The sequence below is a fragment of the Delftia tsuruhatensis NBRC 16741 genome, assembly GCF_001571325.1.
GTDB classification, from domain to species: domain Bacteria; phylum Pseudomonadota; class Gammaproteobacteria; order Burkholderiales; family Burkholderiaceae_C; genus Comamonas; species Comamonas tsuruhatensis.
In genome coordinates, this window is record NZ_BCTO01000007.1 from 92105 (window position 1) to 115263 (window position 23159).

Sequence of the window (23159 nt, forward strand, 5' to 3'; positions counted from 1 at the left end):
GACCACCTGCACATAACAAAACAACCTGCGCGCCACGACGGCGCGCAATGCCCGGGGGAATACGGCAATGGAAAGAGATCAGGCCACCAAGTTCATCAACGACCTGCTCAAGCTCATGGTCAGCCGCAACGGCAGCGACTTGTTCATCACGGCGGAATTCCCGCCGGCGATCAAGATCGACGGGCGCATCACCAAGGTGTCGCCGCAGCCGCTGTCGCCGGTGCACACGCTGACGCTGGCGCGCTCCGTCATGAGCGACAAGCAGATCGCCGATTTCGAGCGCACCAAGGAGTGCAACTTCGCCATCTCGCCGCCGGGCATAGGGCGCTTTCGCGTCAACGCCTTCATCCAGCAGGGCCGCGTGGGCATGGTGATGCGGACGATTCCGCTGGCCCTGCCCACCATCGACAGCCTGGGCGTACCCCAGGTGCTCAAGGAAGTGACCATGACCAAGCGCGGCCTGTGCATCCTGGTCGGCGCCACGGGCTCGGGCAAGTCCACCACGCTGGCCGCCATGGTGGACTGGCGCAACGAGAATTCCTACGGCCACATCGTGACCATCGAGGACCCCATCGAATTCGTGCACCCGCACAAGAACTGCGTGGTCACGCAGCGCGAGGTGGGCCTGGACACGGACAGCTGGGAAGCAGCGCTCAAGAACTCCCTGCGCCAGGCACCGGACGTGATCCTCATGGGCGAAATCCGGGACCGCGAGACCATGGAGCACGCCATCGCCTTCTCGGAAACCGGCCACCTGTGCCTGGCCACGCTGCACGCCAACAGCGCCAACCAGGCGCTGGACCGCATCGTCAACTTCTTCCCCGAAGAGCGCCGCCCGCAACTGCTGATGGACCTGTCGCTGAACCTGCGCGCCATGGTCTCCCAGCGCCTGCTGCCCAAGCAGGACAGCAAGGGGCGCGTGGCCGCCATCGAGGTGATGCTCAACTCGCCGCTGATCTCCGACCTGATCTTCAAGGGCGAAGTCACCGAGATCAAGGAGATCATGAAGAAAAGCCGCAACCTGGGCATGCAGACCTTCGACCAGGCGCTGTTCGACCTGTTCGAGTCCAACCTCATCACCTACGAGGATGCCCTGCGCAATGCGGACTCGGTCAACGACCTGCGGCTGCAGATCAAGCTGGGCAGCCAGCGCGCCAAGTCGCTGGACCTGGCGGCGGGCACCGAGCATTTCGCCATCGTCTGAACGCGCCTTCAGCGCGCCGAGCCGGGACACCGGCTCCTTCCAGGGCCGCACACCGCGCGCCCCTGCGCCACCCGCTCCCACCACCTCTCAGGAATCCCCCATGTCCGACTCCTCCATCGCCGCCCGCAGCTATGCGGCCATCGCTCCCCTCTCCGTAGCCTTCCTGGGGCTGGGCGTCATGGGCTATCCCATGGCCGGCCACCTGGCCACGGCAGGCCACCGCGTCACGGTCTACAACCGCACGCAGGCCAAGGCCCGCGCCTGGTGCGAGGAGTTCAACGGCGGCCATGCGGCCACGCCGCGCGAGGCCGTGGCCGGCGCCGACATCGTGTTCAGCTGCGTGGGCAATGACGATGACCTGCGCTCGGTCGTGCTGGGGCCGGACGGCGCCTTCGCGGGCATGCGCCGCGGCGCCATCTTTGCCGACCACACGACGGCATCGGCCGAAGTGGCGCGCGAGCTGCATGCGGCCGGGCTGGAGCTGGGCCTGCAGTTCATCGACGCGCCCGTCTCGGGCGGCCAGGCAGGCGCCCAGAACGGCCAGCTCACCGTGATGTGCGGCGGTGACGAGGCCGCCTTCGCCACCATGCAGCCCGTGGCCATGGCCTTCTCGCGCGCCTGCACGCTGATGGGCGACAGCGGCGCCGGCCAGCTCACCAAGATGGTCAACCAGATCTGCATCGCCGGCCTGGTCCAGGGCCTGTCCGAGGCCATCGCCTTCGGCCAGCACGCGGGCCTGGACATTCCCGCCGTGCTCGACGTCATCGGCAAGGGCGCCGCCCAGAGCTGGCAGATGGACAATCGCGGCCGCACCATGGCCGAAGGCAAGTTCGACTTCGGCTTTGCCGTGGACTGGATGCGCAAGGACCTGGGCCTGGTGCTGGCCGAGGCCCAGCGCAACGGCGCCCGCCTGCCCGTCACGGCCCTGGTGGACCAGTTCTATGCCGATGTGCAGCAGATGGGGGGCAGGCGCTGGGATACCTCCAGCCTCATCAAGAGGCTCACCCCCTGAGCGGCTTACGCCGCTTCCCCCTCTCTACTTGTTTCGCAAGGGAGGGGGACGACACCATCGCTGCGGGGCGGCCCTTGCTTGGTGTCCCTGGCTTTAGGCCCTGCCAGATTCAAGTGCTATGCCCTGAGGAACGAGATCTTCCTATGTCCAAAACAAAAAGCCGGAACATGTTCCGGCTTTTGCTTTCAGGCGGCGGTGATCACTTCACCGGGGTGACGGTGGCGCCCACGGGAGTGGACAGGCTGCTTTCCGTGGGGCTGGAGGGAGCGCTGGCTGCGGCGGCCTTGCCGGAGTCGTCGGTGACCACGGGGGCAGACTGGGGCTGCATGCGGGCCAGTTCGTCCTCGGAGATGACTTCCACCACGCGCACGACCTTGGTCACGTCGTTGATGCCGCGGGCGATCTCGGCGCCGCGCTTGGCTTCGCGCGGGGTGACGATGCCCATCAGGAAGACGACCTTGTTCTCGGTCACGACCTTGAAGGCCGAGGCCTGGATGTCCTTGGCGTCCAGCAGGCTGGCCTTGACCTGGGTGGTGATCAGGGTGTCCTTGGAGCGCTGGCTCAGCGTGGAAGTGAAGGGCGCCACCACCACTTCGTTGAAGACATTGCGCACCGTGGGCTGCTCGCGCACGAGCTTCTCGATGGTCTGGCGGTCGGCCTCGTTGCCGGCCTCGCCGGTCAGCAGCACCTGGCGGTTGTAGCTGGTGACGTTGACATGGGCCTTGTCGCCCAGCACTTCGGAGATGCGGTTGTTGGCGCGCAGCTCGATGCCCTGGTCTTCCACCTGGGTGCCGGTGGTGCGGCGGTCCGCCACCGACATGCCGGCCATCACGGCGCTGCCACCCACCAGGGCGACGCAGCCCGACAGGGCTGCGCCCAGGGACGCAACGGCGAGCACACCGCAGGCGGCGCGGGACCAACGGAACTTCATAGAGGCATCTCCTGTTCACCAAGTAACTGGGCATCCACGCCGTCGCACAGGCAGTGCAGCACCAGCGTATGGGTTTCGCGCACGCGCGCCGCACGGTCGTGCGGCACGCAGATCAGAACATCGGTCTCGCGCACGCGGCCGGCCAGGGAGCCGCCCGTGCGGCCGGTCAGCACCACGGCCATCATGTCGCGCTCATGGGCGGCATCCAGGGCCTCCAGCACGGCCACGTCGTTGCCCGTGGCGGACAGCACCAGCAGCAGGTCGCCGGGCTGGCCCAGGGCGCGTATCTGGCGCGCCAGGTACTGGGTGGCGTTGCCGCCCGAGCCCGTGGCGCCCACGGTGCCCAGCAGGCCGCCGTCGGACACAAGGGCCACGGCGGCCAGCTCGGGCCGGTCGCGCTCGAAACCGGCCACGCACAGGGCGGCGAAGAGCTGGGCGTCGCTGGCCGAGGCGCCAGCGCCGCAGGCCAGGACCTTGCCGCCGCTGGTCACGCAGGCCAGCATGGCCTGTACCGCTGACGCAATGGGCTGGCTCAGCGCCTGGGCGGCCTGGTATTTCAGGTCGGCGCTGTCGATGAAATGCTGTTGGATACGTTGCTCAAGCATGGAGGCCCGATGATAACTGCCGCCCCTGAAGTCTTTCGTAGCCAGGCGTTATTTGTGCTGCAGCGGTAACGGATCAGGCGCCTTCGGCATCAAAGGCGGCCTGCAGCCACTGCACGGCAGGCCCGGCTCCGGGCTCGACCAGCACCACGTCGAAGCGGCACGGCGGCGGCGCGGCCCATCGCATCAGGTAGTGGCGCGCGGCAAACACGATGCGCCGCTGCTTGGTGGCGCCTATGCTGGCGCCGGCACCGCCGAAGGCGCGCGTGCCGCGGCTGCGCACCTCGACGAAGACCACGGTGCCGTCGCGCGCCTGCACGATGAGGTCGATCTCGCCGCCGCCGCGCCCCGGCGTCCGATAATTGCGCTCGACCAGACGCAGGCCGGCCGCCTGCAGATGGGCCAGCGCCGCATCCTCGGCCTGCTGGCCCCGGTGCCGGGTCGTGAGGGCAGACGGCCCCGCGCCTGCCGGCTTTTTCGCAAGGAAACCCATTGACTACCTCTTTCGCCACCGCGCTGGGCGCAGCCAAGGATGCTGCGGCATCCCAGCATTATCCGCAGGGCGCCCTCTACGTGGTGGCCACTCCCATAGGCAACCTGGCCGACATCAGCCTGCGCGCCCTGCATGTGCTGCAGCTGGTGGACTGCGTGGCCTGCGAGGACACGCGCCACACGCAGGGCCTGCTGCGCTCCTATGGACTGGACCGCCCCGGCGGCCAGTTGCTGGCCGTGCACCAGCACAACGAGGCCGAGGCGGCACAGCAGATCGTGGCCCGGCTGCAGCAGGGCCAGCGCATCGCCTATGTCAGCGATGCCGGCACGCCCGGCGTCAGCGACCCCGGCGCGCGCCTGTGCGCGGCCGTGCAGGCGGCAGGCCTGCGCTGCATTCCGCTGCCCGGCGCCAGCAGCATCACGGCGGCCATCAGCGTGGCCGGCGCGGTCACGCCTTCGCAGGGCGAGGGAGGTTTCGTCTTCGCGGGCTTTCTGCCCACCAAGTCGGCCGAGCGCCTGGCCGCCGTGCAGCAACTGGCCCTGCAGCCGCGCTGCACCGTGCTGCTGGAGGCGCCGCACCGCATTGCCGACCTGGCCGCCGCCCTGGCCACGCTGGGCGAGCGCCCGGTGACGCTGGCGCGCGAGATCACCAAGCAGTTCGAGGACATTGCCACCATGCCCGCCAGCGCGCTGCCGGCCTGGCTGCAGGCCGTGCCCCAGCGCAGCAAGGGCGAGTTCGCCGTGGTGCTGCACCCGGTGGCCCTGGGTGGCGATGAGGCCGACGCCGACGCCCTGCGCGTGCTGCGCCTGCTGCTGGCCGAGCTGCCCACCAAGACGGCCGTGCGCCTGGCCGCCGAGATCACGGGCGCACCGCGCAACCGCCTCTATGACGCCGCGCTGGCGATCAAGCAGGCCGCCGAGGAGGACCCGATAGAGGATTAAGCCCAAGGCGGCAGCACCACAGTGGCCTTCACCCTCAGGGACACCGAGCAAGGGCCTACGCCGGCCGCGCCGCCCCGCCGCGAGGGTGTCGCCGGTTGCCCGTACGCCCCCCGCGTAGCGAGAGGGGGCGCCGTGCAACGGGAAGCGGCGCAGCCGCTCAGGGGGACTTATGCGTACGCCAGGCCGGTGGCCACGCCACCGAACAGGTCGCCCTCGACCTGCGGCACGCCGGGGAAGGCCTCGCGCAGCGCATCGCGCAGCGTGCGCAGGGCCGATGAGCCGCCCGTGAGGTAGATGGCGTCCAGCGCCTGGGGCGCCACGCCGGCCAGGCGCAGGCAGTCCTGGGCGCAGGCCACGACCTGTTGCAGCGGGCCTTGCAGCTGCTCGTGCAGCACCTCGGGCGAGATGGCGGCGGACAGGCCCGATTCCAGCCAGCCCAGCTCGATGGGCGACTCGGCATGGCGCGTGGAAGCCTCGATCTTGGCCTGCTCCACGACGGCGGCCAGGCGGTGGCCTTCGCGCAGTTCCAGCACGTCCATCAGGCGCTTGTGCAGGCGCTGGTCGCTGTAGTCGGTGCGCAGGTTGCGCGCCTCGGCCAGGGCCTTGGGCGAGTACAGCCACTGGATCAGGTGCCAGGTCGAGAGGTCGAAGAACACGCGGCTGGGCACTTCGCGGCCGCTGGGGCCGGTGTGGCGGTAGCCCAGCAGCGGCATGATCTGGGCCAGGTTGAGCCGGTGGTCGAAGTCCGTGCCGCCGATGTGCACGCCGCTGGTGGCCAGGATGTCGTCGCGGCGGTCGCGGCGGCCGGCCTGCTCGGGCCCCAGGCGCACGACGGTGAAGTCGGAGGTACCGCCACCGATGTCCACCACCAGCACCACGGATTCCTGCGTGAGGCGCTGCTCGTAGTCCAGCGCGGCGGCGATGGGCTCCATCTGGAAATCCACTTCGCCCAGGCCGGCGGCGCGCGCGGCGTCGGCCAGGGCCTGCTGGGCCTGGCGGTCGCGCTCGGGATGGTCATCCACGAAGTGCACGGGCCGGCCCAGCACCACGCGCTCGGGCAGGCGCCCGTCCAGCGAGGCACGCGCCCGGTCGGCCACGCGGCGAAGGAACAGTCCGATCACATCCTGGTAGCTGACCAGCTGGTCGTGCACGGCCGTCTTTTCCTGCAGCAGCGCGCTGCCCAGCAGGCTCTTGAGCGAGCGCATGAGCCGGCCCGGCTCGCCATCCAGGTACTGGGCCATGGCGTCGCGCCCGAAATGCGTGCTGTGCTCATCCGTATGGAAGAACAGCGCCGTGGGCATGCCGCAGGCATCGCCTTCCAGCGGCAGCAGGCGTGCGGGCTGGCCGGGCACGCGCCAGGCCATGGCGGAGTTGGAGGTACCGAAATCTATGCCCAGCGTGGCAGGAGAGGAAGCAGTCGTCATGGCAAGCGGCGCCGCGCCACGGCAGCCTGCGAAGGCTGCAGCGGCTGCAACGAAAACGCCCACCGGAGTGGGCATGGGTGTCAGCGGGGCGCCATTCTATCGCCCGCGCATTGCGCCTAGGCGGCAGCGGTTTCCCGGGGCAGGGAATCCTGGGCGAGCACGATGCGCACGCCATGCGTGGCGGCCTCGTCCAGTGCCCGTGCAGGCGCAGTCCGCCGCACGTCCAGCCCGATCGCATAAGGGCCTTCGCCGCGCGTGGCCAGCCGGTGGCCCAGGGCGCCCGTGGCCACGCCCTGGGCTGGGGCAGACAGCACCAGCTCGGTGGCGCCCGGCCCCGTGCCCCCCAGCTTCAGCGAGGCGCGGTAGGCGCCGCCATCGGCCGACAGGCGGGCCTCGCCGATGTCGGCGCCCTCGCCCAGCAGCGCGCGCCAGCGCGCCAGGCTGGCCCGCAGGTCATGCACGGCCACGTGCAGCCGGGCCACGCCGGTGGCGCCGTTGGCATGCACGCGCGCATCGCCCTCAGGCACGCGCAGGGCGCGCGGCGTGAGGTCGCCGCAGAGAAAGGGCAGGTCCTGGCTGCGGGCGCGTGCATTGCGCCAGCGCAGTTGCGCGCCGTCGGGGCGCAGGCGGCCGCCTTCGTAGGGCGCCTCGTAGTCCAGCCCGCGCGCCTGGGCTGCGGCGACCACGGCGCCGGTCTCGGTGGGCAGCAGCGCGAAATCGACAATGCCCTCGCCATGGCGCTGCAGCTGCTGCCACCAGCGTTCCTCGGGCGCGGGCGCCCGCCAGGCGATGAGTTCGAAGTAGGCGCCGTCGGCAAATACCACCAGGGCGTTGTGCGTGGAGCGGCCCGGATGCTCGCCGCCGCGCAGCACGTTGAAGCCCAGCGCGGTGTAGTCGGCAATGGTGCGTTCCAGGTCCTGGACCGCGATGACGATGTGGTCGAGTGGCAGGGTCATGACAGGGGTGCTTTCCGCACGGTGTTCAGGCCGCCAGGCGCGCGGCGGCGCTGGAGTCGGTATGGCGCACTTCGGCGCGGATGTTCTGCGGATTGCGCAGCAGGTTGAGGATGGGGCAGGTGCGCTCCACGGCCTCGAACAGCGCTTCGATCTCGGCGCGGCTGGCGGGCGAGTCGATGTGCACGGTGTAGCCGATCTCGTGCGGCCAGATGGGCGTGGCCTCGTGGCCGGGCTTGCCGCCGCGCGGATCGATGATGCCCGTGACCTCGACCTCCAGGCTCTCCACGGGCACCTGGCGCTCGGCCGCCTGGATCAGAAAGATGTGGGTGACGCAGGTGCCCAGCACGCCCAGCTGCAGCTCGGGCGAGCTGGGGCCGAGGTTGTAGCCCGCGAAGTCGGGCGGGCTGTCGCTGATGACCTGGTGCTCGCGTATGCGCAGGCGGCGCACGCCGCTGCGGCCCTCGGCGCGCACATGGGCCTTGAGGTGGGCGGGCTGGGCCGTGCCGGCCGCGACGGCGGCGCTGCGGGCGAGCACGGCGGCGCGCTTTTCGGCAAGGTATTCGTTGAGATGGCTCATGGACGGGCTTTCGGTGAAGGAAGTACCAGCCCATTGTTGGGACCGCCGCATGCGCGGCAAACAAACGAATCCGTCTGCGCTTATGCACTGGGCAGATATGCGGGGCCCCATCCCTTAGTCGTTTTCCAAATAACGATGCAACTCGATATATGAGCGCAAATATTTGCCATCGATAGCATGAAAAACATGGAGCCGGTCCTGTGGCCGGCAGTCTTGTTTTTCAGCGCCCCAGCGGCGGCGAGGTACGAACGTGTTTTCCCAATCGAAGGCGGGTCAGGCGGCATGGAAGGCCGCGATAGCGGTATTGGCGGGCAGCAGCCTGCTGCTGGCGGCGTGCTCCAGGCAGGCCGATACGGCCCAGGCGGGCGCGGCTGCTGGCCCCGTGGAAGGCGGCACCCTGGTCTACCTGGAGCAGCAGGCCCATACCAACCTCTATCCGCCGGCCGGGGGCTTCTATCCCAACGGCGGCGTGCTCAACCAGATCACCGACAAGCTGACCTACCAGGACCCGAAGACGCTGGAGATCCAGCCCTGGATCGCCGAGTCCTGGACCGTGAATGCCGACGCCACCGAGTACCGCTTCAAGCTGCGGCCCGGCGTCACCTTCTCCGACGGCACGCCGCTGGACGCAGCGGCCGTGGCGCGCAACTTCGACACCTACGGCCTGGGCAACAAGGCGCTCAAGCAGCCCGTGTCCGAGGTGATCAACAACTACGAGCGCAGCGAAGTGGTCGACCCACTGACGGTGAAGTTCTTCTTCAGGAAGCCTTCGCCGGGCTTCCTGCAGGGCACCTCGGTGATCGGTTCGGGCCTGGTCTCGCCGGCCACGCTGGACCGCCCCTTCGAGGAGCTGGGCGACGCCACGCGCATCATCGGCTCCGGCCCCTTCGTGGTGGCCAGCGAGACGCTGGGCAAGGAGCTGGTGCTCAAGGTGCGCAAGGACTACGCCTGGGGTCCCGCCAAGCTGGCCCACCAGGGCCGCGCGCGGCTGGACGAGGTGAAGTTCATCGTCACGCCCGAGGACAGCGTGCGCATCGGCGCGCTGCTGGCCGGCCAGGCCGGGCTGATCCGCCAGATCCAGGCCTACGACGAAAAGCGCGTCGAGGACCAGAAGTTCAGCATCTACGCCCCGCCTACGCGCGGCGTGAACAACAGCGTGGCCATCCGCCCCGACAACGCCCTGGTGGCCGACCTCAGGGTACGCCAGGCCCTGCTGCATGGCACCAACGCCAAGGAGATCGTGGAGACGCTGTTTTCGCCGCGCTATCCGCAGGCGCGCTCGGTGATTGCCTCCACGGCGGCCGGCTTCGTGGACCTGTCGGCCAAGCTGGCCTATGACGAGGCCAAGGCGAAACAGCTGCTGGACGAGGCCGGCTGGACGCTGGGCGCCAACGGCCTGCGCCAGAAGGACGGCCGCGATTTCGTGCTCTCCACCTACGAGTCCCTGCCCCAGCCGCAGAACAAGGAGACGCTGCAGCTGGTGGCCCAGCAGTGGGCCCGCCTGGGCATCAAGCTCAACGTGCTGTCGGGCGACGCGGGCAGCCGCGCCGTGGACACGCTGGACCCCGACAAGACCGGCGTGCTGCCCGGCATGGTGGGCCGCGCCGATCCCGACGTGATCAAGAGCAACTACTACCCGACCAACCGCAACGTGCTGCTGCAAAAAGGCGGCGTGAGCCAGAAGGTCAAGTCCTTCGAGGACACCAAGCTCAACGGCCTGTTCGACGCCATCGCGGCCGAGACCGATGCCGCCAGGCGCCTGGCGCTGGCCGGCGAAGTGCAGAACTACCTGATCGACCAGGCCTATGTGATCCCCATCTTCGAGGAACCCCAGGCCTTTGCGGGCGCAGGCTGGGTGCGTGACGTGGGCTTCGAGGCCGTGGGCCGGCCCAGCTTCTACAGCACCTGGCTGGCCAGGCGCTGACCGGAACGCTCCCTGAGGAACCGCTCCCATGCCGCGCCGCTATCTGCTCAGCCGCATCGCACAGGCCGCCCTGGTGCTGTGGGCGGCCTTCACGGTCTCGTTCATCCTGCTGCAGCTGCTGCCGGGCGACGCCGTGCTGATCAAGTTCCTGAACCCCGAGCTGGGCCTGGGCCCGCAGGAGATTGCCGACATCCGCGCCGCCTACGGCTCGGACCAGCCCGTGTGGCAGCAGTACCTGCATACACTGGGCCAGTTCCTCACAGGCCATTTCGGCTATTCGCTGCAGGCCGGCGTGCCGGTGAGCCAGGGCCTGGCCACCAGCCTGCCGCCCACGCTCAAGCTCGCGGCCCTGGGCTTTGCCGCAGCCGCGCTGCTGGCCGTGGCGCTGGCGGCGGCCGCCAGCCTGGCGCCCTTTGCCTGGCTGCGCAACGCGCTGTATTCGCTGCCCTCGGTCTTTGTCTCGGTACCCGTGTTCTGGCTGGGGATCATGCTGATCCAGGTGGTGTCGTTCCGCCTGGGCTGGATCGCCGTGATCAATCCCGGCCCCTGGGAAGGGCTGGTGCTGCCCACGCTGACCCTGGCCGTGCCGATCTCGGCGCCGCTGGCCCAGGTGCTGCTGCGCAATATCGACGCCGTGCTGGCCCAGCCCTTCGTGGCCGTGGCGCGGGCCAAGGGCGCCTCGCGCCGCTGGGTGCTGCTGCGCCATGTGGCACGCAATGCCCTGCTGCCCACGCTGACCATTGCCGGCGTGCTGTTCGGCGAGCTGCTGGCCGGGGCCGTGGTGACGGAGGCCGTGTTCGGCCTCAACGGCCTGGGGACGCTGACCCAGCAGGCCGTGGGCAACCAGGACACGGCCGTGCTCCAGGCCGTGGTGGTCGTCTCGGCCGCCGCCTTCGTACTCATCAACCTCGCCGTGGACCTGCTGTACCCGCTGCTTGATCCGCGCCTGCGCCATTCCGTGGAGAACCGGCCATGAACACTGCCGTCTCAAGCGCTCTTTCCCCGGCCCTGGATGCCCAGGCCGCGCCCGCCACTCCTACTCCCATTCCCACGGCGCTGCCAGCGCCGTCCCTGGCCCCTGCGCCAGCCGCCCCGCGCCGCAGCTTCGCCTTGCCGGCCCGCCTGCAACCCCTGAAACGCCTGCCACCCACGCTGGCCCTGGCCTGGCTGGTGATTGCCGTGGCCGCGCTGTGGGCGCTGGCGCCCGGCTGGTTTGCCCACCAGAACCCGATCGCGGGCCAGGCCGGCCAGCAGCTGCTGGCGCCCGGCGCCGCGCACTGGCTGGGCACGGACGCGCTGGGGCGCGACCTGTGGGCGCGCGTGGTGCATGGCGCAGTGCATTCGCTGTCGGGCGCCTTCGTGGCCGTGGGCGTGGGCCTGGCCGTGGGCACGCTGATCGGCCTGCTGGCCGGGGCCACGGGCGGGCGCACGGAAGATGCGCTGATGCGCCTGGTCGATGTGCTGCTGGCCGTGCCTTCTCTGCTGCTGTCGCTGACCATCATCATCGTGCTGGGCTTTGGCACCATCAACGCGGCCATTGCCGTGGGCGTGGTCTCGGTGGCCAGCTTCGCGCGCCTGGTTCGCTCGGAGGTGGTGCGCGTGCGCCGCTCCGACTACGTGGAGGCCGCTTTCGGCAGCGGCGGGCGCTTTGCCGCCGTGCTGTGGCGCCATGTGCTGCCCAACTCGCTGACCTCGGTCATCGCCATGGCCGCGCTGCAGTTCGGCTCGGCGATCCTTGCGATTTCCACGCTGGGTTTTCTGGGCTACGGCGCGCCGCCGCCCACGCCCGAATGGGGGCTGCTGATCGCCGAGGGCCGCAACTACATCGCCACCGCCTGGTGGCTGACCACGGCGCCGGGCCTGATCGTGGTGGCCGTGGTGCTGGCGGCCAACCGCATCGCCACGGCCTTCGCACGGAGGCCTGCATGAGCGCCGCCATCGAGGAACGCATCCACGCCGCACCAGCGGTGGCAACCACCGCCCCCGTGCTCGAAGTGCAGGACCTGGCCGTGGCCTACCGCGATGCCGCAGGCCAGGCACAGCGCGTGGTGCACGGCGTGTCGTTTTCCGTGGCGCCGGGCGAGGTGGTGGCCCTGGTCGGCGAATCGGGCTCGGGCAAGACCACCACGGCCCAGGCCGTGATCGGCCTTTTGGCCGACAACGGCCGGCGCGAGCACGGCAGCATCCGCCTGCAGGGCACCGAGGTCTCGGGCTGGCCGGCCGCACGCTGGAACGCCATCCGCGGCCGCGTGGTCAGCCTGGTGCCGCAAGACCCCACCATGTCGCTGAACCCCGTGCGCACGGTGGGCGACCAGGTGGGCGAGATCCTGCGCATCCACGGACTGCGCGACCGCACGGCCGTGGAGGCGCGCGTGCTGGAGCTGCTGGCCCGCGTGGGCCTGTCCCAGCCCGCGCTGCGCGCACGCCAGTATCCGCACGAACTGTCGGGCGGCATGCGCCAGCGCGTGCTGATCGCCATCGCCATCGCGCTGCGGCCCGCCCTCATCATTGCCGACGAGCCCACCAGCGCGCTGGACGTGACCGTGCAGCGGCGCATCCTGGACCTGATCGACGCGCTGCGCCGCGAGACCGGCACGGCCGTGCTGCTGGTCACGCATGACCTGGGCGTGGCGGCCGACCGCTCGCACCGCCTGGTCGTCATGCAGGGCGGCCGCATCCAGGAGCAGGGTCCCACGCTGGAGCTGCTGCGCAATCCGCAAAGCGCCTATACGCGGCGGCTGCTGGCCGATGCGCCTTCGCTGGCGCCCGCGCCGCGCCGCACGCCCAGGCCCGCCACGGCCGATGACTGGGCCATCGAGGTCGAGGACCTGGTGCACGAGTTCGCGGCGCCCGGCCATGCCTCGGCCCACGGGCGCGGCATCTTCCGCGCCGTGGACGGCGTGTCGCTGCGCGTGCGCCGGGGCAGCACGCATGCCATCGTGGGCGAGTCGGGCTCGGGCAAGACCACTACCATCCGCGCCATCGTGGGCCTGGGCCGGCCCACGGCGGGCCGCATCCGCATCGAAGGCACCGAGGTCACGGGCCTGCGCGGCGAGGCCCTGCGCCAGCTGCGCCGCCGCGTGCAGCTGGTCTACCAGAACCCGTTCAGTTCTCTGGACCCGCGCCAGAGCGTGTTCGACATCATCGAGGAGCCCCTGCTGAACTTCGACCCGCTGCCGGCCGATGAGCGCCGCCGGCGCGTGCACGACATGCTGGAGCGCGTGGGCCTGCCGGCCGCCGTGCTGCAGCGGCGCCCGCATGCGCTGTCGGGCGGCCAGCGCCAGCGCGTGGCGATTGCGCGCGCCCTGGTGCTGCAGCCGCAGGTGCTGGTGCTGGACGAGGCCGTATCGGCCCTGGACGTGACCGTGCAGGCGCAGATCCTCGCCCTGCTCGCCCAGCTGCAGCAGGACCTGGGGCTGACCTATCTCTTCATCTCGCACGACCTTGCCGTGGTGCGCCAGATTGCCGACACGGTGTCGGTGCTGCGCGCGGGCCGGGTGGTGGACGCGGGCAGCGTGGAGGAAGTGTTCCAGCGCCCCACCAGCGACTACACGCGCGAACTCATGGACGCCATTCCCGGCAAAAGGAGCATTGATTTTGTCCCTCATACCGCCTGACACACACGCTGGCGCCACCCCCCGCAGCGGCCCGCGCCTGGGCTTCTTCAGCCGCCTGCTCGACGATGTGCCGGCCGGCGAACGCTACCGTCTGGTGGCCGAGCAGATCGCCCATGCCGAGGCCCAGGGCTTCGACTCGGCCTGGGTGGCCCAGCACCATTTCCATGAAAGCGAGGGCGGCCTGCCCTCGCCCTTCGTCTTTCTCGCCCATGTGGCGGCGCGCACGCGGCGCATCCGCATCGGAACGGGCGTGATCACGCTGCCGCTGGAAAACGCGCTGCGCGTGGCCGAGGACGCGGCCGTGCTGGACCTGCTGACCGGCGGCCGCCTGGAGGTGGGCCTGGGCACGGGCGGCACGGCCGAATCCTTCGAGGCCTTTGGCGTGCAGGGCGCCGAGCGCGGCGCCGTCTTCGCACGCAACTTCGGCGTGCTGCAGGACGCCTGGGCCGGGCGCGCGCTGGCCGGTGGCGTCCACCTGTACCCGGCCGCGCCGCAGCTGCTGGAGCGCATCTGGCAGGCCACGTTCTCGGCCGAGGGCGGCGCGCGGGCCGGGGCCAACGGCGACGGCCTGATGCTGTCGCGCACCCAGCCACGGCCCGAAGGCGCGCCGCAGGCCACGCTGTCCGAGATCCAGAACCCCATCATCGACGCCTACCTCGCCCGCCTGCCCGCAGGGCGGGCGCCGCGCATCCTGGGCTCGCGCACGCTGTTCGTTGCCGACCGCCGAGACGAGGCGCTGCGCTGGGCCGAGGCCGGCCTGCGCCGCGTGGCCCGGCGCCATGCCGCCCAGCCCTCGCAGTGGGCGGCCCGCGTCGATCCGCAGGCGCCGCTGGCCGATCTCATCGCCGCCTACGACGTGCATGTGGGCACGCCCGACGAGGTCATCGCCTCGCTGCGCGCCGACACGGCGCTGGCGCGCGTGAGCGACATCGTCTTCCAGGTGCATTCCATCGACCCGCCGCACGACGCCATCCTGCGCTCCATCGAGCTGACGGCCGCCCATGTGGCACCAGCCCTGGGCTGGCGCCGTGCAGATCTGCAGGCACCCTCTTCCCTCCCCGCAGCCCGGGCCGGACTGCTGCAAGCCGCATGACCATGAACACCACCGTACAGCCCCGTTTTCCGGACGACGTCATCGACCACCTCGCCGGCATCACCCCCGGCAGCGCCCTGGACCGCGTGCGCCGCCACCGCACCGAGGCGCGCACGCAGGCCCAGCAGAGTTTTGCCGCCCTGTTCACGCCCGCCGAGCCCGTGCCCGGCACGGTCTCGCTGCGCGAGCGGCTGGCCCTGGCCGCCTTCACGGCCGGGCTTCATGGCGAGCCGCGCAGCGCCGCCTTCTATGCGAAGGCGCTGGCGGCCGAAGATGCGGAACTGGCTGCCGCCGTGGCATCCGAAGTCGTGCGGGGCCGTGCACAAAGCCTTCAGCCCGGCAGCGGCCCGCACGGGCCGTACGGCCGCTACCCGGCAGGCCCGCTGAGCCGCGAAGACCAGAGCGGCCCCGCCTATGCCGTGGACCCGGCCCATGCCGCGCTGCTGGGCGCGCGCCTGGCCGCGGCGCTGGCCCATGCCCACCTGCTGGCCTACCACCCGCGCGACGCCAGCGCCGGGGCCCTGCAGGCGCTGCAACAGGCGGGCTGGAGCGAGACGGACATCGTCATCGTGTCCCAGCTGGCGTCCTTCCTGTCCTTCCAGATCCGCGTGGTGGCGGGGTTGCGCGTGCTGGCTGCACGCCCCGCGTCCCCGGCAGCCCATCAACCCACCCTGCAAGCCCAGCCATGACCTCAACGAACTCCGCCGCTCCCCAGGTCTTCACCCAGGAACAGCTCGACTGGCTGCCATGGATTGAGCCGCTGGACGAAAGCGAGCTGACCGAACGCCACCATGCAGGCCTGGTCGATGCCTCACGCGCGCAGTCCCCCTACTTCCGCCTGCTGGCGCGCGACCCCGACACGCTGGGCGCACGCACGCGCACCGACAAGGACATCTTCTACAACCCCGACGCCGGCCTGCCGCGTGCCGAGCGGGAGCTGGCGGCCGCTGCCACTTCGCGCGCCAATGGCTGCATCTACTGCGCCTCGGTCCATGCGCGCTTTGCCACGCACTTCTCGCGCCGGGGCGGCGACGTGCAGCGCCTGCTCGCCGAGGGTCCGGGCACGGACCTGGGACCGCGCTGGAACGCCATCGTCACGGCGGCCGTGGCGCTGACCCAGACGCCGCCTGCGCTGGAGCCCGCCCACATCGATGCGCTGCGCGCCGCCGGCCTGGACGATGCCGCCATCTCCGATGTGCTGCACGGCACGGCCTTCTTCAACTGGGCCAACCGGCTCATGCTGTCGCTGGGCGAGCCACGGACCACCGCATGAGGGCTTTCGCCCTCACCACAGGCCCAGCAGCTTCCACCAGGCGCTGCCGACCACGGCAAAGACCAGCAGCTCGATCACGCACATGGCCGCGCCCACGCGCCACCAGTTGCCCAGCGTGACATAGCCGCTTCCGAAGATGATGGGCGAAGTGCCGGTGGCGTAGTGGGTCAGCGTCATCATGATGGCCGAGCCGGCCGTCATCATCAGCATGAAGGGCACGACATAGTCGGCCGGAATCAGCTGCGCGCCCACGGTCAGGAAGGCCAGCATCATGGCGCTGATGTGGGCCGTGGTGCTGGCGAACAGGTAATGCGAGAACACGAACACGCCCACCAGGATGGCCGCCACCGGCAGCCAGTCCAGACCGCTGGCGACGATGGCGTTCTTCATGCCCACCGCGAACCAGGACACCACGCCCAGCTTGTTGAGCTGCTCGGCCAGCATGACCAGGGCGCCGAACCACACCAGCGTGTCCCAGGCGCTTTTCTCGGACAGCACGTCATCCCAGTCGATGGTGCCCGTGATGATCAGCACGAACAGGCCCAGGAAGGCGACCACCGTCGGGTCCAGCGTGAAGGCAGGCCCGAACAGCATCTGCGGCACGTTGGCCCACAGCAGCAGCATCAGGCCGAAGGTGCCCAGCATCACGCGCTCCTTGCCCGACAGCGGCCCCATGCGTGCCATCTCGCTGCGCGCGTACTCCACGGCATTGGGCGTGGCCTTGAGTTCGGGAGGCGACAGAAGGTAGATCACCAGCGGCATCAGCAGCAGGCACAGCAGGCCCGGCAGCAGCATGTACAGCGCCCAGGTGGTCCAGCTCAGGTGCAGCGCCTGGCCCGTGGCCTTGGCCACGAAGTCCACCACCAGCGGATTGGGCGCCGTGGCGGTCAGGAACATGGCCGACGTGATGGGATTGGCGTGGTAGTTGACCAGGGCCAGATAGGTGCCCACCTTGCCCTGCGTACCCTTGGCCGGGTCCGACTCGAAGGCATTGGCGATGGACTTCATGATGGGGTGCACGATACCGCCGCCGCGCGCCGTGTTGCTGGGCGTGAACGGTGCCAGCACCAGCTCGCAGATCGCCAGGCCGTAGCCGATGCCGATGGTCCGCTTGCCCAGCAGCGCGATGAACATCAGTCCGATGCGGTTGCCCAGCCCCGTCTTCTTGAGGCCGCGCGAGATCAGGATGGCCACCACGATCAACCAGATCAGCGGGCTGGAAAAGCTGCTCAGCGCATCGGTGACTGCGCCCTTGGACGAGCCTGACGTGACCTGGGACAGCGAGACGATCACGATGGCCATCAAGGCCATCACGCCAATGGGCATGACCTTGAGGATGATGGCCACGATGGTGGTCAGGAAAATGGCCACCAGCTGCCAGGCCTTGGGCGTCAGCCCCTCGGGCACGGGCACCAGCAGCAGCCCGAACAGCACGGCGGTGGCGATCAGCGCCGGCACCAGCCGGAACGGCACGGCCGACTTGAAGTAGCGGAACAGCGAGGCAATCTTCTCGAGCATGTGGATCCTTTGCGTTGCCGGAGCGGCGCCGAGAGAGCATGGCCTGCCGGGAGCAAAAGCCCACCAGCCTGCACGGGCACTGGCGGCCGCGCCGCATGACTGACATCATGATGCAGTGCAGCATGAGCCCGGCTTCCAGCGGGCGCCTGCGCCACCGAAGTTTGACAGGCATCAAGGCCGGGCCAGTAAACCTGGCGACCCAGGCCACCGAGCCCCGCTCACATGACAGCATCCCCAGACCGGGTGCCTTTCGCCCCGGTGTACCCATGCAGTGAAAAAAGGAGAAAAGCCGACATGCCAGCCAACCGATTCTTGCCCGAGGAATGGGAATGCCGGCTCCAGGAGATCGACCTGGAGATCGCCCGCCACGCCGTCATCTGCAAGATCCCGCTGCTGCAGGCCGGCGTGGTGGAGCGCGTGCTGGCCGATGACGCCAGCGTCTGCGGCGGCGACCACGAGGCCGCTTTCAAGACCCTGCGCGGCCTCTTGTACATGCACTACACCGAGCTGCTGCACATCAGCGAGGTGCTCAGCCCCGATGCCGCCCAGGAAATCGCCCACCGCGTGCGCCTGCGGCTGGGCCAGCGCATCGGCAACCAGCTGGGCGGCTGATGCCGGGCTGTCTGCCTGGCCTTTGCCCTGGCGCGAGGGCATGAAAAAAGGGCTACGACAGTTGTCGTAGCCCTTTTCAATTTGGTTGCGCGAGAAGGATTTGAACCTCCGACCTTTGGGTTATGAGCCCAACGAGCTACCAGACTGCTCCATCGCGCGGTATTCCAAAATTATAGCAGATTATTCAGCTGCCTTGGCTTCGGCGGCGCCTTCTTCAGCGCGCTCGACCAGTTCCACGAAGGCCATGGGGGCGTTGTCGCCCACGCGGAAGCCCATCTTCAGGATACGGGTGTAGCCACCAGGACGCTTTGCGAAGCGGGGGCCCAGCTCGTTGAAGAGCTTGGTCACGCTGTCGCGGTCGCGCAGGCGGTCGAATGCCAGGCGGCGGTTGGCAACGGTGTCGACCTTGGCCAGGGTGATCATGGGCTCGATCACGCGGCGCAGTTCCTTGGCCTTGGGAACGGTGGTCTTGATGGCTTCGTGCTCGATGAGCGAATTCATCATGTTCTTCAGCATCGCCAGGCGGTGCGAAGAGGTGCGATTGAGTTTGCGGAGGCCGTGACCGTGACGCATGGTGCTTTATTCCTAAAATATGTAATTAGGGCTTGCGCAAACAAGGATGCAAGCCTGGACCCGTTACCGGATCTGCAGCTTGCCTCAACCGAATTTGCGCAAGTTGTTGATTAATTCGGGCAGCCGTATCAGGTACTGCCCGAGGCACTGAGGCTCTCCAAAAAGGAGAGCCCGCAATTATAGTGCTTAGCGCTTTTCCAGGCCAGCAGGCGGCCAGTTCTCCAGCTTCATGCCCAGCGTCAGACCGCGGGAAGCCAGGACTTCCTTGATCTCGTTGAGCGACTTGCGACCCAGGTTGGGGGTCTTGAGCAGCTCGTTTTCGGTACGCTGGATCAGGTCGCCGATGTAGTAGATGTTCTCTGCCTTGAGGCAGTTGGCCGAACGCACGGTGAGTTCCAGCTCGTCCACGGGACGCAGCAAGATGGGATCAAAGGCGGTTGCGGCACCACGGCCACCGGCCGGAGCATCGAAGACGCTGGCGATATCGCCGCCGTCCAGCTGAGCGAACACGGCGAGCTGTTCCACCAGGATCTTGGCGGAGGCGCGCACGGCGTCCTCGGCAGTGATCGCACCATTGGTTTCGATCTCCACCACCAGCTTGTCGAGGTCGGTGCGTTGTTCAACGCGGGCCGATTCGACGGCGTAGCTCACGCGCTTGACGGGCGAGAACGAAGCGTCCAGCACGATACGGCCGATCGACTTCGTGGACTCGTCGCCATAGCGGCGCACATTGCCGGGCACATAGCCGCGGCCCTTCTCGACCTTGATCTGCATGTCCAGCTTGCCGCCTTGCGACAGGTTGGCGATGACATGATCAGGGTTGATGATTTCCACGTCGTGGGGCGTCTGGATGTCGCGCGCCGTCACGACGCCTTCGCCATCCTTGCGCAGGGAGAGCGTGACCTCGTCGCGGTTGTGCAGCTTGAACACCACACCCTTGAGGTTCAGCAGGATGTTGACCACATCTTCCTGGACACCGTCAATGGACGAGTACTCGTGCAACACACCAGCAATCGTCACTTCCGTCGCTGCGTAACCCACCATGGACGAGAGCAGGACACGGCGCAGGGCATTGCCCAGCGTATGGCCGTAGCCACGCTCAAACGGCTCCAGAACAACTTTGGCGCGATTGTGGCCAAGCTGCTCGACATTGATCGTCTTGGGCTTCAGCAAATTGGTTTGCATGCAGACTTCCTCTCAATACCCCCGGCTCGTTACACCGGTAAGGCTGGTGAAGCACCCCAGCGCGATGCCTCGCGGCTGGGGGACGGTTTTACAGAAATGTCGCTGCGCGGAATTAACGCGAGTACAACTCAACGATCAGGGATTCGTTGATGTCTGCACCGAACTCGTCGCGGTCAGGCGACTTCTTGAACGTGCCTTCAACCTTGTCGGCCGACACTTCCACCCATGCGGGGAAACCGACTTGACCAGCCAGTTGCAGGGCTTCGACGATGCGGGCCTGCTTCTTGGACTTTTCACGCACGGCGACCACGTCACCCACCTTCACCATGTAGGAAGGGATGTTGACGGATTGGCCGTTGACCGTGATGGCCTTGTGCGACACCAGCTGACGCGCTTCCGAGCGGGTCGAGCCGAAGCCCATGCGGTACACCACGTTGTCCAGACGCGACTCCAGCAGCGACAGCAGATTGGCACCGGTGTTGCCCTTCTTCTTGTCGGCGGCTTCGAAGTAGCGGCGGAATTGCTTTTCCAGCACGCCGTACATGCGCTTGACCTTCTGCTTTTCACGCAGCTGCAGGCCGAAGTCGGAAGTACGCTGACCGGAAGTGCGGCCGTGCTGACCGGGCTTGGTGTCGAACTTGGACTTGTCGGCGATCGAGCGACGTGCGCTCTTCAGGAACAGGTCAGTGCCTTCACGGCGGGAGAGTTTGGCCTTGGGGCCGATATAGCGTGCCACTTGATTTCCTTTGTGTCATCTGCCGTGCACAAGCACGGGAGCCGCCCGCGATGTTACACATCTGGGCGGCGGTGGGCTTGGTGAAAAAGCTTAGATACGACGGCGCTTTTGAGGGCGGCAGCCGTTGTGGGGAACCGGCGTCACGTCCGCGATGGAAGTGATGCGGATGCCCAGGGCGCCCAGGGCGCGAACCGAGGATTCACGGCCGGGACCGGGACCCTTGATTTCGACGTCCAGGTTCTTGATGCCCTGTTCGATGGCAGCACGACCAGCCACTTCCGAAGCCACCTGGGCAGCGAAGGGAGTCGACTTGCGCGAACCCTTGAAGCCCTGGCCACCCGACGAGGCCCACGACAGAGCGTTGCCTTGGCGGTCGGTGATGGTGATGATCGTGTTGTTGAACGAAGCGTGCACGTGGGCAATGCCGTCCGAAATGTTCTTACGGACTTTCTTGCGAACGCGCTGTGCAGCGTTGTTTGCGGGAGACTTAGCCATAGTGATCTTTCAATCTCTTTATTTCTTCAAAGCCGCGGCACCCTTGCGCGGACCCTTGCGGGTACGTGCATTCGTGCGGGTACGCTGACCACGCATGGGCAGGCCACGACGATGACGGAAACCGCGATAGCAACCGATGTCCATCAAACGCTTGATGTTCATCGTTGTTTCGCGACGCAGATCACCTTCCAGCGTCAGGGAAGTCAGCTGATCGCGGATCTTTTCCAGATCGCCGTCAGTCAGTTCCTTGATTTTCTTGGAATATGCGATGCCAGCGGCTTCGCAGATCTTGCGTGCAGTGGTGCGACCGATCCCATAGATAGCGGTCAGGCCGATTTCAGCGTGCTGATGCGGCGGGATGTTAATGCCAGCGATACGTGCCATTATTCGTCCTCAAACTTTCCTATCAACCCTGGCGCTGCTTGTGGCGCTGGTCCGTGCAGATCACTCGCACCACACCCTTGCGGCGGATGATCTTGCAGTTACGGCAGATTTTTTTGACCGAAGCCGAAACTCTCATTTCATTCTCCTAAAACTCTACATCCGTTACGGCCTATCGACCGGGAAACATGCCCGCGATGGATAGATCGAATGGGCGTCTACTAACTCTTACTGGACCCGCCGGCACCGCCGGCCAGGCCCATCACTTAGTTCAATTGCCAAGTGTCGCTTTGAAGTTCGCCTTTTTGAGGAGCGATTCGTACTGTTGCGACATCATGTAGTTCTGCACCTGGGCCATGAAGTCCATGGTCACCACCACAATAATCAGCAGTGATGTACCACCGAAGTAGAACGGGACGTTGTACTTCAGGATCAGGAACTCGGGCAACAAGCACACGAATGTGATGTACACCGCACCAGCCAGGGTCAGGCGAACCAGGATCTTGTCAATGTAGCGGGCCGTCTGGTCACCGGGACGGATCCCGGGGATGAAGGCACCACTCTTCTTCAGGTTGTCGGCGGTTTCCCGGCTGTTGAACACCAGGGCCGTGTAGAAGAAGCAGAAGAAGATGATGGCGGTGGCGTAGAGCATCACATAGATCGGCTGACCGGGGGTCAGCGTGCTAGCAATGTCCTTCAGCCAGCGCATGGATTCCCCTGCACTGAACCAGTTCACAACGGTCGCCGGCAGCAAGATGATCGAGGAAGCGAAGATGGGAGGAATGACCCCCGCCATGTTCAGCTTCAGCGGCAAGTGCGAAGACTGACCGCCATACACCTTGTTACCCACCTGACGACGCGCATAGTTCACCAGGATCTTGCGCTGTCCCCGCTCGACAAACACGACGAAGTACGTCACGGCTGCCACCACGAGAACGATGAAGATCGCGGCCAGGATGCTCATGGCACCGGTGCGCACCAGCTCCAGCAGACCACCGATGGAGCTCGGCAGACCTGCGGCGATACCTCCAAAGATGAGGATCGAGATGCCGTTGCCCAGACCACGTTCCGTGATCTGTTCACCGAGCCACATCAGGAACATGGTGCCGGCCGTCAGGCTGACCACCGCCGTGAGGCGGAAGCCGAAACCGGGGCTCAGAACCAGACCTGCGGAGCTTTCCAGAGCCACGGCAATTCCCAGGGACTGAAAAATCGCCAGGCCCAGAGTGCCATAGCGGGTGTACTGGGTGATCTTGCGACGACCCGATTCACCTTCCTTTTTCAGCTGCTCGAATGTAGGGACCACATAGGTCATGAGCTGCATGATGATCGATGCCGAGATGTACGGCATGATCCCCAGTGCGAACACCGTGAAGCGCGACAGCGCCCCACCCGAGAACATGTTGAACAGATTGAGAATGCCGCCCTGCTGGCCATTGAACAGCTGCTGCAGCTGCGCTGGATCGATGCCCGGCACGGGGATATGAGCCCCGATGCGGTAAACGACCAGCGCGAGCAACAGAAAAACCAGACGGCGGCGAAGATCGCCGAATTTTCCGGTTTTTGCAATTTGAGCTGCGCTAGTAGCCACGGATGTCTTCTTTCAGATCAT

General features: G+C 67.5%; 25 protein-coding genes and 1 tRNA gene. 11 read left to right on the forward strand and 15 right to left on the reverse strand.

The genetic code is table 11. The features are described from left to right. The first annotated feature begins 67 nt into the window (after positions 1-67). Entirely contained in the window at positions 68-1204 is a 1137-nt protein-coding gene (locus DTS01S_RS01700; protein WP_016450725.1) for a PilT/PilU family type 4a pilus ATPase, read from the forward strand. Between the two features lie 100 nt (positions 1205-1304). Continuing rightward, positions 1305-2216 (forward strand): NAD(P)-dependent oxidoreductase, encoded by a 912-nt coding sequence (locus DTS01S_RS01705; RefSeq protein ID WP_016450726.1) that lies wholly within the window; start codon positions 1305-1307, stop codon positions 2214-2216. A 199-nt stretch (positions 2217-2415) separates the two neighbouring features. On the opposite strand, the gene DTS01S_RS01710 is transcribed toward DTS01S_RS01705, so the two are convergent. The 3 genes from DTS01S_RS01710 to DTS01S_RS01720 all read right to left on the reverse strand — a co-directional run bounded on the left by DTS01S_RS01710 (position 2416) and on the right by DTS01S_RS01720 (position 4242). Next, complete coding sequence (locus DTS01S_RS01710; RefSeq protein ID WP_017406038.1) at positions 2416-3147, reverse strand: BON domain-containing protein; 732 nt, start codon at positions 3145-3147, stop codon at positions 2416-2418. Beyond that, positions 3144-3752, reverse strand: coding sequence for an SIS domain-containing protein (locus DTS01S_RS01715; RefSeq protein WP_016451992.1), 609 nt, complete (start codon positions 3750-3752; stop codon positions 3144-3146). Before DTS01S_RS01715 ends, DTS01S_RS01710 begins: the two co-directional genes overlap by 4 nt. Positions 3753-3825: 73 nt before the next feature. Beyond that, positions 3826-4242 (reverse strand): YraN family protein, encoded by a 417-nt coding sequence (locus DTS01S_RS01720; protein WP_016450729.1) that lies wholly within the window; start codon positions 4240-4242, stop codon positions 3826-3828. Between DTS01S_RS01720 and rsmI the strand changes: the two genes are divergently transcribed. Beyond that, positions 4242-5183, forward strand: a complete 942-nt coding sequence (gene rsmI, locus DTS01S_RS01725; protein ID WP_061287239.1) for a 16S rRNA (cytidine(1402)-2'-O)-methyltransferase — start codon at positions 4242-4244, stop codon at positions 5181-5183. The genes DTS01S_RS01720 and rsmI overlap by 1 nt on opposite strands. A gap of 167 nt (positions 5184-5350) precedes the next feature. Here rsmI and DTS01S_RS01730 read toward each other — a convergent pair whose 3' ends face one another. The 3 genes from DTS01S_RS01730 to DTS01S_RS01740 all read right to left on the reverse strand — a co-directional run bounded on the left by DTS01S_RS01730 (position 5351) and on the right by DTS01S_RS01740 (position 8140). After that, positions 5351-6607 carry an Hsp70 family protein gene (locus DTS01S_RS01730; protein WP_016451995.1) on the reverse strand — a complete coding sequence of 419 codons (1257 nt, stop codon included), beginning with the start codon at positions 6605-6607 and terminating at the stop codon, positions 5351-5353. Between the two features lie 116 nt (positions 6608-6723). Beyond that, entirely contained in the window at positions 6724-7563 is an 840-nt protein-coding gene (locus DTS01S_RS01735) for a VOC family protein (protein WP_061287241.1), read from the reverse strand. A 25-nt stretch (positions 7564-7588) separates the two neighbouring features. Then, positions 7589-8140, reverse strand: coding sequence for an OsmC family protein (locus tag DTS01S_RS01740; protein ID WP_061287243.1), 552 nt, complete (start codon positions 8138-8140; stop codon positions 7589-7591). A gap of 250 nt (positions 8141-8390) precedes the next feature. Here DTS01S_RS01740 and DTS01S_RS01745 point away from each other — a divergent pair, with 250 nt between their 5' ends. From DTS01S_RS01745 to DTS01S_RS01775, 7 genes are read left to right on the forward strand one after another with little or no spacing between them, the layout of a single operon-like run. Beyond that, positions 8391-10064, forward strand: coding sequence for a TIGR04028 family ABC transporter substrate-binding protein (locus tag DTS01S_RS01745; RefSeq protein WP_061287244.1), 1674 nt, complete (start codon positions 8391-8393; stop codon positions 10062-10064). A 28-nt stretch (positions 10065-10092) separates the two neighbouring features. After that, entirely contained in the window at positions 10093-11040 is a 948-nt protein-coding gene (locus DTS01S_RS01750; RefSeq protein WP_012202987.1) for an ABC transporter permease, read from the forward strand. Then, entirely contained in the window at positions 11037-11993 is a 957-nt protein-coding gene (locus tag DTS01S_RS01755; RefSeq protein ID WP_061287246.1) for an ABC transporter permease, read from the forward strand. The genes DTS01S_RS01750 and DTS01S_RS01755 overlap by 4 nt, the downstream gene beginning before the upstream one ends. After that, positions 11990-13681 (forward strand): dipeptide ABC transporter ATP-binding protein, encoded by a 1692-nt coding sequence (locus tag DTS01S_RS01760; RefSeq protein WP_017406033.1) that lies wholly within the window; start codon positions 11990-11992, stop codon positions 13679-13681. Before DTS01S_RS01755 ends, DTS01S_RS01760 begins: the two co-directional genes overlap by 4 nt. Further along, the gene (locus DTS01S_RS01765; protein WP_046984430.1) at positions 13662-14774 is read left to right on the forward strand and encodes a putative FMN-dependent luciferase-like monooxygenase; all 1113 of its coding nucleotides are present in this window, start codon (positions 13662-13664) and stop codon (positions 14772-14774) included. Before DTS01S_RS01760 ends, DTS01S_RS01765 begins: the two co-directional genes overlap by 20 nt. After that, the gene (locus DTS01S_RS01770; RefSeq protein WP_061287248.1) at positions 14771-15463 is read left to right on the forward strand and encodes a CMD domain protein; all 693 of its coding nucleotides are present in this window, start codon (positions 14771-14773) and stop codon (positions 15461-15463) included. The genes DTS01S_RS01765 and DTS01S_RS01770 overlap by 4 nt, the downstream gene beginning before the upstream one ends. Continuing rightward, the gene (locus DTS01S_RS01775; RefSeq protein ID WP_047326319.1) at positions 15460-16047 is read left to right on the forward strand and encodes an alkylhydroperoxidase domain protein; all 588 of its coding nucleotides are present in this window, start codon (positions 15460-15462) and stop codon (positions 16045-16047) included. Before DTS01S_RS01770 ends, DTS01S_RS01775 begins: the two co-directional genes overlap by 4 nt. Before the next feature lie 12 nt (positions 16048-16059). Here DTS01S_RS01775 and DTS01S_RS01780 read toward each other — a convergent pair whose 3' ends face one another. Beyond that, on the reverse strand, positions 16060-17565 hold the full coding sequence (locus DTS01S_RS01780) for a DASS family sodium-coupled anion symporter (RefSeq protein WP_016449181.1): 1506 nt from the start codon (positions 17563-17565) through the stop codon (positions 16060-16062). Between the two features lie 294 nt (positions 17566-17859). Between DTS01S_RS01780 and DTS01S_RS01785 the strand changes: the two genes are divergently transcribed. Continuing rightward, positions 17860-18177 carry a hypothetical protein gene (locus DTS01S_RS01785; protein ID WP_016449180.1) on the forward strand — a complete coding sequence of 106 codons (318 nt, stop codon included), beginning with the start codon at positions 17860-17862 and terminating at the stop codon, positions 18175-18177. Positions 18178-18259: 82 nt separating this feature from the next. On the opposite strand, the gene DTS01S_RS01790 is transcribed toward DTS01S_RS01785, so the two are convergent. From DTS01S_RS01790 to secY, 8 genes are all read right to left on the reverse strand, one after another. Then, a tRNA-Met gene (locus DTS01S_RS01790) sits at positions 18260-18336 on the reverse strand. Positions 18337-18357: 21 nt separating this feature from the next. After that, positions 18358-18750: a 50S ribosomal protein L17 gene (gene rplQ / locus DTS01S_RS01795; RefSeq protein ID WP_012202979.1), complete on the reverse strand. Its 393-nt coding sequence runs from the start codon at positions 18748-18750 to the stop codon at positions 18358-18360. A 186-nt stretch (positions 18751-18936) separates the two neighbouring features. After that, on the reverse strand, positions 18937-19935 hold the full coding sequence (locus tag DTS01S_RS01800; protein WP_012202978.1) for a DNA-directed RNA polymerase subunit alpha: 999 nt from the start codon (positions 19933-19935) through the stop codon (positions 18937-18939). A gap of 112 nt (positions 19936-20047) precedes the next feature. Next, entirely contained in the window at positions 20048-20671 is a 624-nt protein-coding gene (gene rpsD, locus DTS01S_RS01805; RefSeq protein WP_034363487.1) for a 30S ribosomal protein S4, read from the reverse strand. 90 nt (positions 20672-20761) lie between these two features. Next, positions 20762-21166: a 30S ribosomal protein S11 gene (rpsK, locus tag DTS01S_RS01810; protein ID WP_012202976.1), complete on the reverse strand. Its 405-nt coding sequence runs from the start codon at positions 21164-21166 to the stop codon at positions 20762-20764. A gap of 18 nt (positions 21167-21184) precedes the next feature. Next, on the reverse strand, positions 21185-21550 hold the full coding sequence (rpsM, locus tag DTS01S_RS01815; protein WP_012202975.1) for a 30S ribosomal protein S13: 366 nt from the start codon (positions 21548-21550) through the stop codon (positions 21185-21187). Between the two features lie 22 nt (positions 21551-21572). Then, complete coding sequence (gene rpmJ, locus DTS01S_RS29335) at positions 21573-21686, reverse strand: 50S ribosomal protein L36 (protein WP_003050535.1); 114 nt, start codon at positions 21684-21686, stop codon at positions 21573-21575. Between the two features lie 132 nt (positions 21687-21818). Further along, complete coding sequence (gene secY / locus DTS01S_RS01820; protein WP_012202974.1) at positions 21819-23138, reverse strand: preprotein translocase subunit SecY; 1320 nt, start codon at positions 23136-23138, stop codon at positions 21819-21821. Positions 23139-23159 lie beyond the last annotated feature (21 nt).

Excerpts from the sequence above, each read along its gene's own strand:
- DTS01S_RS01710 (WP_017406038.1), bottom strand. The coding sequence starts at position 3,147 with ATGAAGTTCCGTTGGTCCCGCGCCGCCTGCGGTGTGCTCGCCGTTGCG.
- DTS01S_RS01760 (WP_017406033.1), top strand. The coding sequence starts at position 11,990 with ATGAGCGCCGCCATCGAGGAACGCATCCACGCCGCACCAGCGGTGGCA.
- DTS01S_RS01740 (WP_061287243.1), bottom strand. The coding sequence starts at position 8,140 with ATGAGCCATCTCAACGAATACCTTGCCGAAAAGCGCGCCGCCGTGCTC.
- DTS01S_RS01785 (WP_016449180.1), top strand. The coding sequence starts at position 17,860 with ATGCCAGCCAACCGATTCTTGCCCGAGGAATGGGAATGCCGGCTCCAG.
- rpsM (WP_012202975.1), bottom strand. The coding sequence starts at position 21,550 with ATGGCACGTATCGCTGGCATTAACATCCCGCCGCATCAGCACGCTGAA.
- DTS01S_RS01730 (WP_016451995.1), bottom strand. The coding sequence starts at position 6,607 with ATGACGACTGCTTCCTCTCCTGCCACGCTGGGCATAGATTTCGGTACC.
- DTS01S_RS01720 (WP_016450729.1), bottom strand. The coding sequence starts at position 4,242 with ATGGGTTTCCTTGCGAAAAAGCCGGCAGGCGCGGGGCCGTCTGCCCTC.
- DTS01S_RS01780 (WP_016449181.1), bottom strand. The coding sequence starts at position 17,565 with ATGCTCGAGAAGATTGCCTCGCTGTTCCGCTACTTCAAGTCGGCCGTG.
- DTS01S_RS01750 (WP_012202987.1), top strand. The coding sequence starts at position 10,093 with ATGCCGCGCCGCTATCTGCTCAGCCGCATCGCACAGGCCGCCCTGGTG.
- DTS01S_RS01770 (WP_061287248.1), top strand. The coding sequence starts at position 14,771 with ATGACCATGAACACCACCGTACAGCCCCGTTTTCCGGACGACGTCATC.
- DTS01S_RS01705 (WP_016450726.1), top strand. The coding sequence starts at position 1,305 with ATGTCCGACTCCTCCATCGCCGCCCGCAGCTATGCGGCCATCGCTCCC.
- DTS01S_RS01700 (WP_016450725.1), top strand. The coding sequence starts at position 68 with ATGGAAAGAGATCAGGCCACCAAGTTCATCAACGACCTGCTCAAGCTC.
- DTS01S_RS01755 (WP_061287246.1), top strand. The coding sequence starts at position 11,037 with ATGAACACTGCCGTCTCAAGCGCTCTTTCCCCGGCCCTGGATGCCCAG.
- DTS01S_RS01775 (WP_047326319.1), top strand. The coding sequence starts at position 15,460 with ATGACCTCAACGAACTCCGCCGCTCCCCAGGTCTTCACCCAGGAACAG.
- DTS01S_RS01715 (WP_016451992.1), bottom strand. The coding sequence starts at position 3,752 with ATGCTTGAGCAACGTATCCAACAGCATTTCATCGACAGCGCCGACCTG.
- rpsK (WP_012202976.1), bottom strand. The coding sequence starts at position 21,166 with ATGGCTAAGTCTCCCGCAAACAACGCTGCACAGCGCGTTCGCAAGAAA.
- rpmJ (WP_003050535.1), bottom strand. The coding sequence starts at position 21,686 with ATGAGAGTTTCGGCTTCGGTCAAAAAAATCTGCCGTAACTGCAAGATC.
- DTS01S_RS01735 (WP_061287241.1), bottom strand. The coding sequence starts at position 7,563 with ATGACCCTGCCACTCGACCACATCGTCATCGCGGTCCAGGACCTGGAA.
- DTS01S_RS01800 (WP_012202978.1), bottom strand. The coding sequence starts at position 19,935 with ATGCAAACCAATTTGCTGAAGCCCAAGACGATCAATGTCGAGCAGCTT.
- rplQ (WP_012202979.1), bottom strand. The coding sequence starts at position 18,750 with ATGCGTCACGGTCACGGCCTCCGCAAACTCAATCGCACCTCTTCGCAC.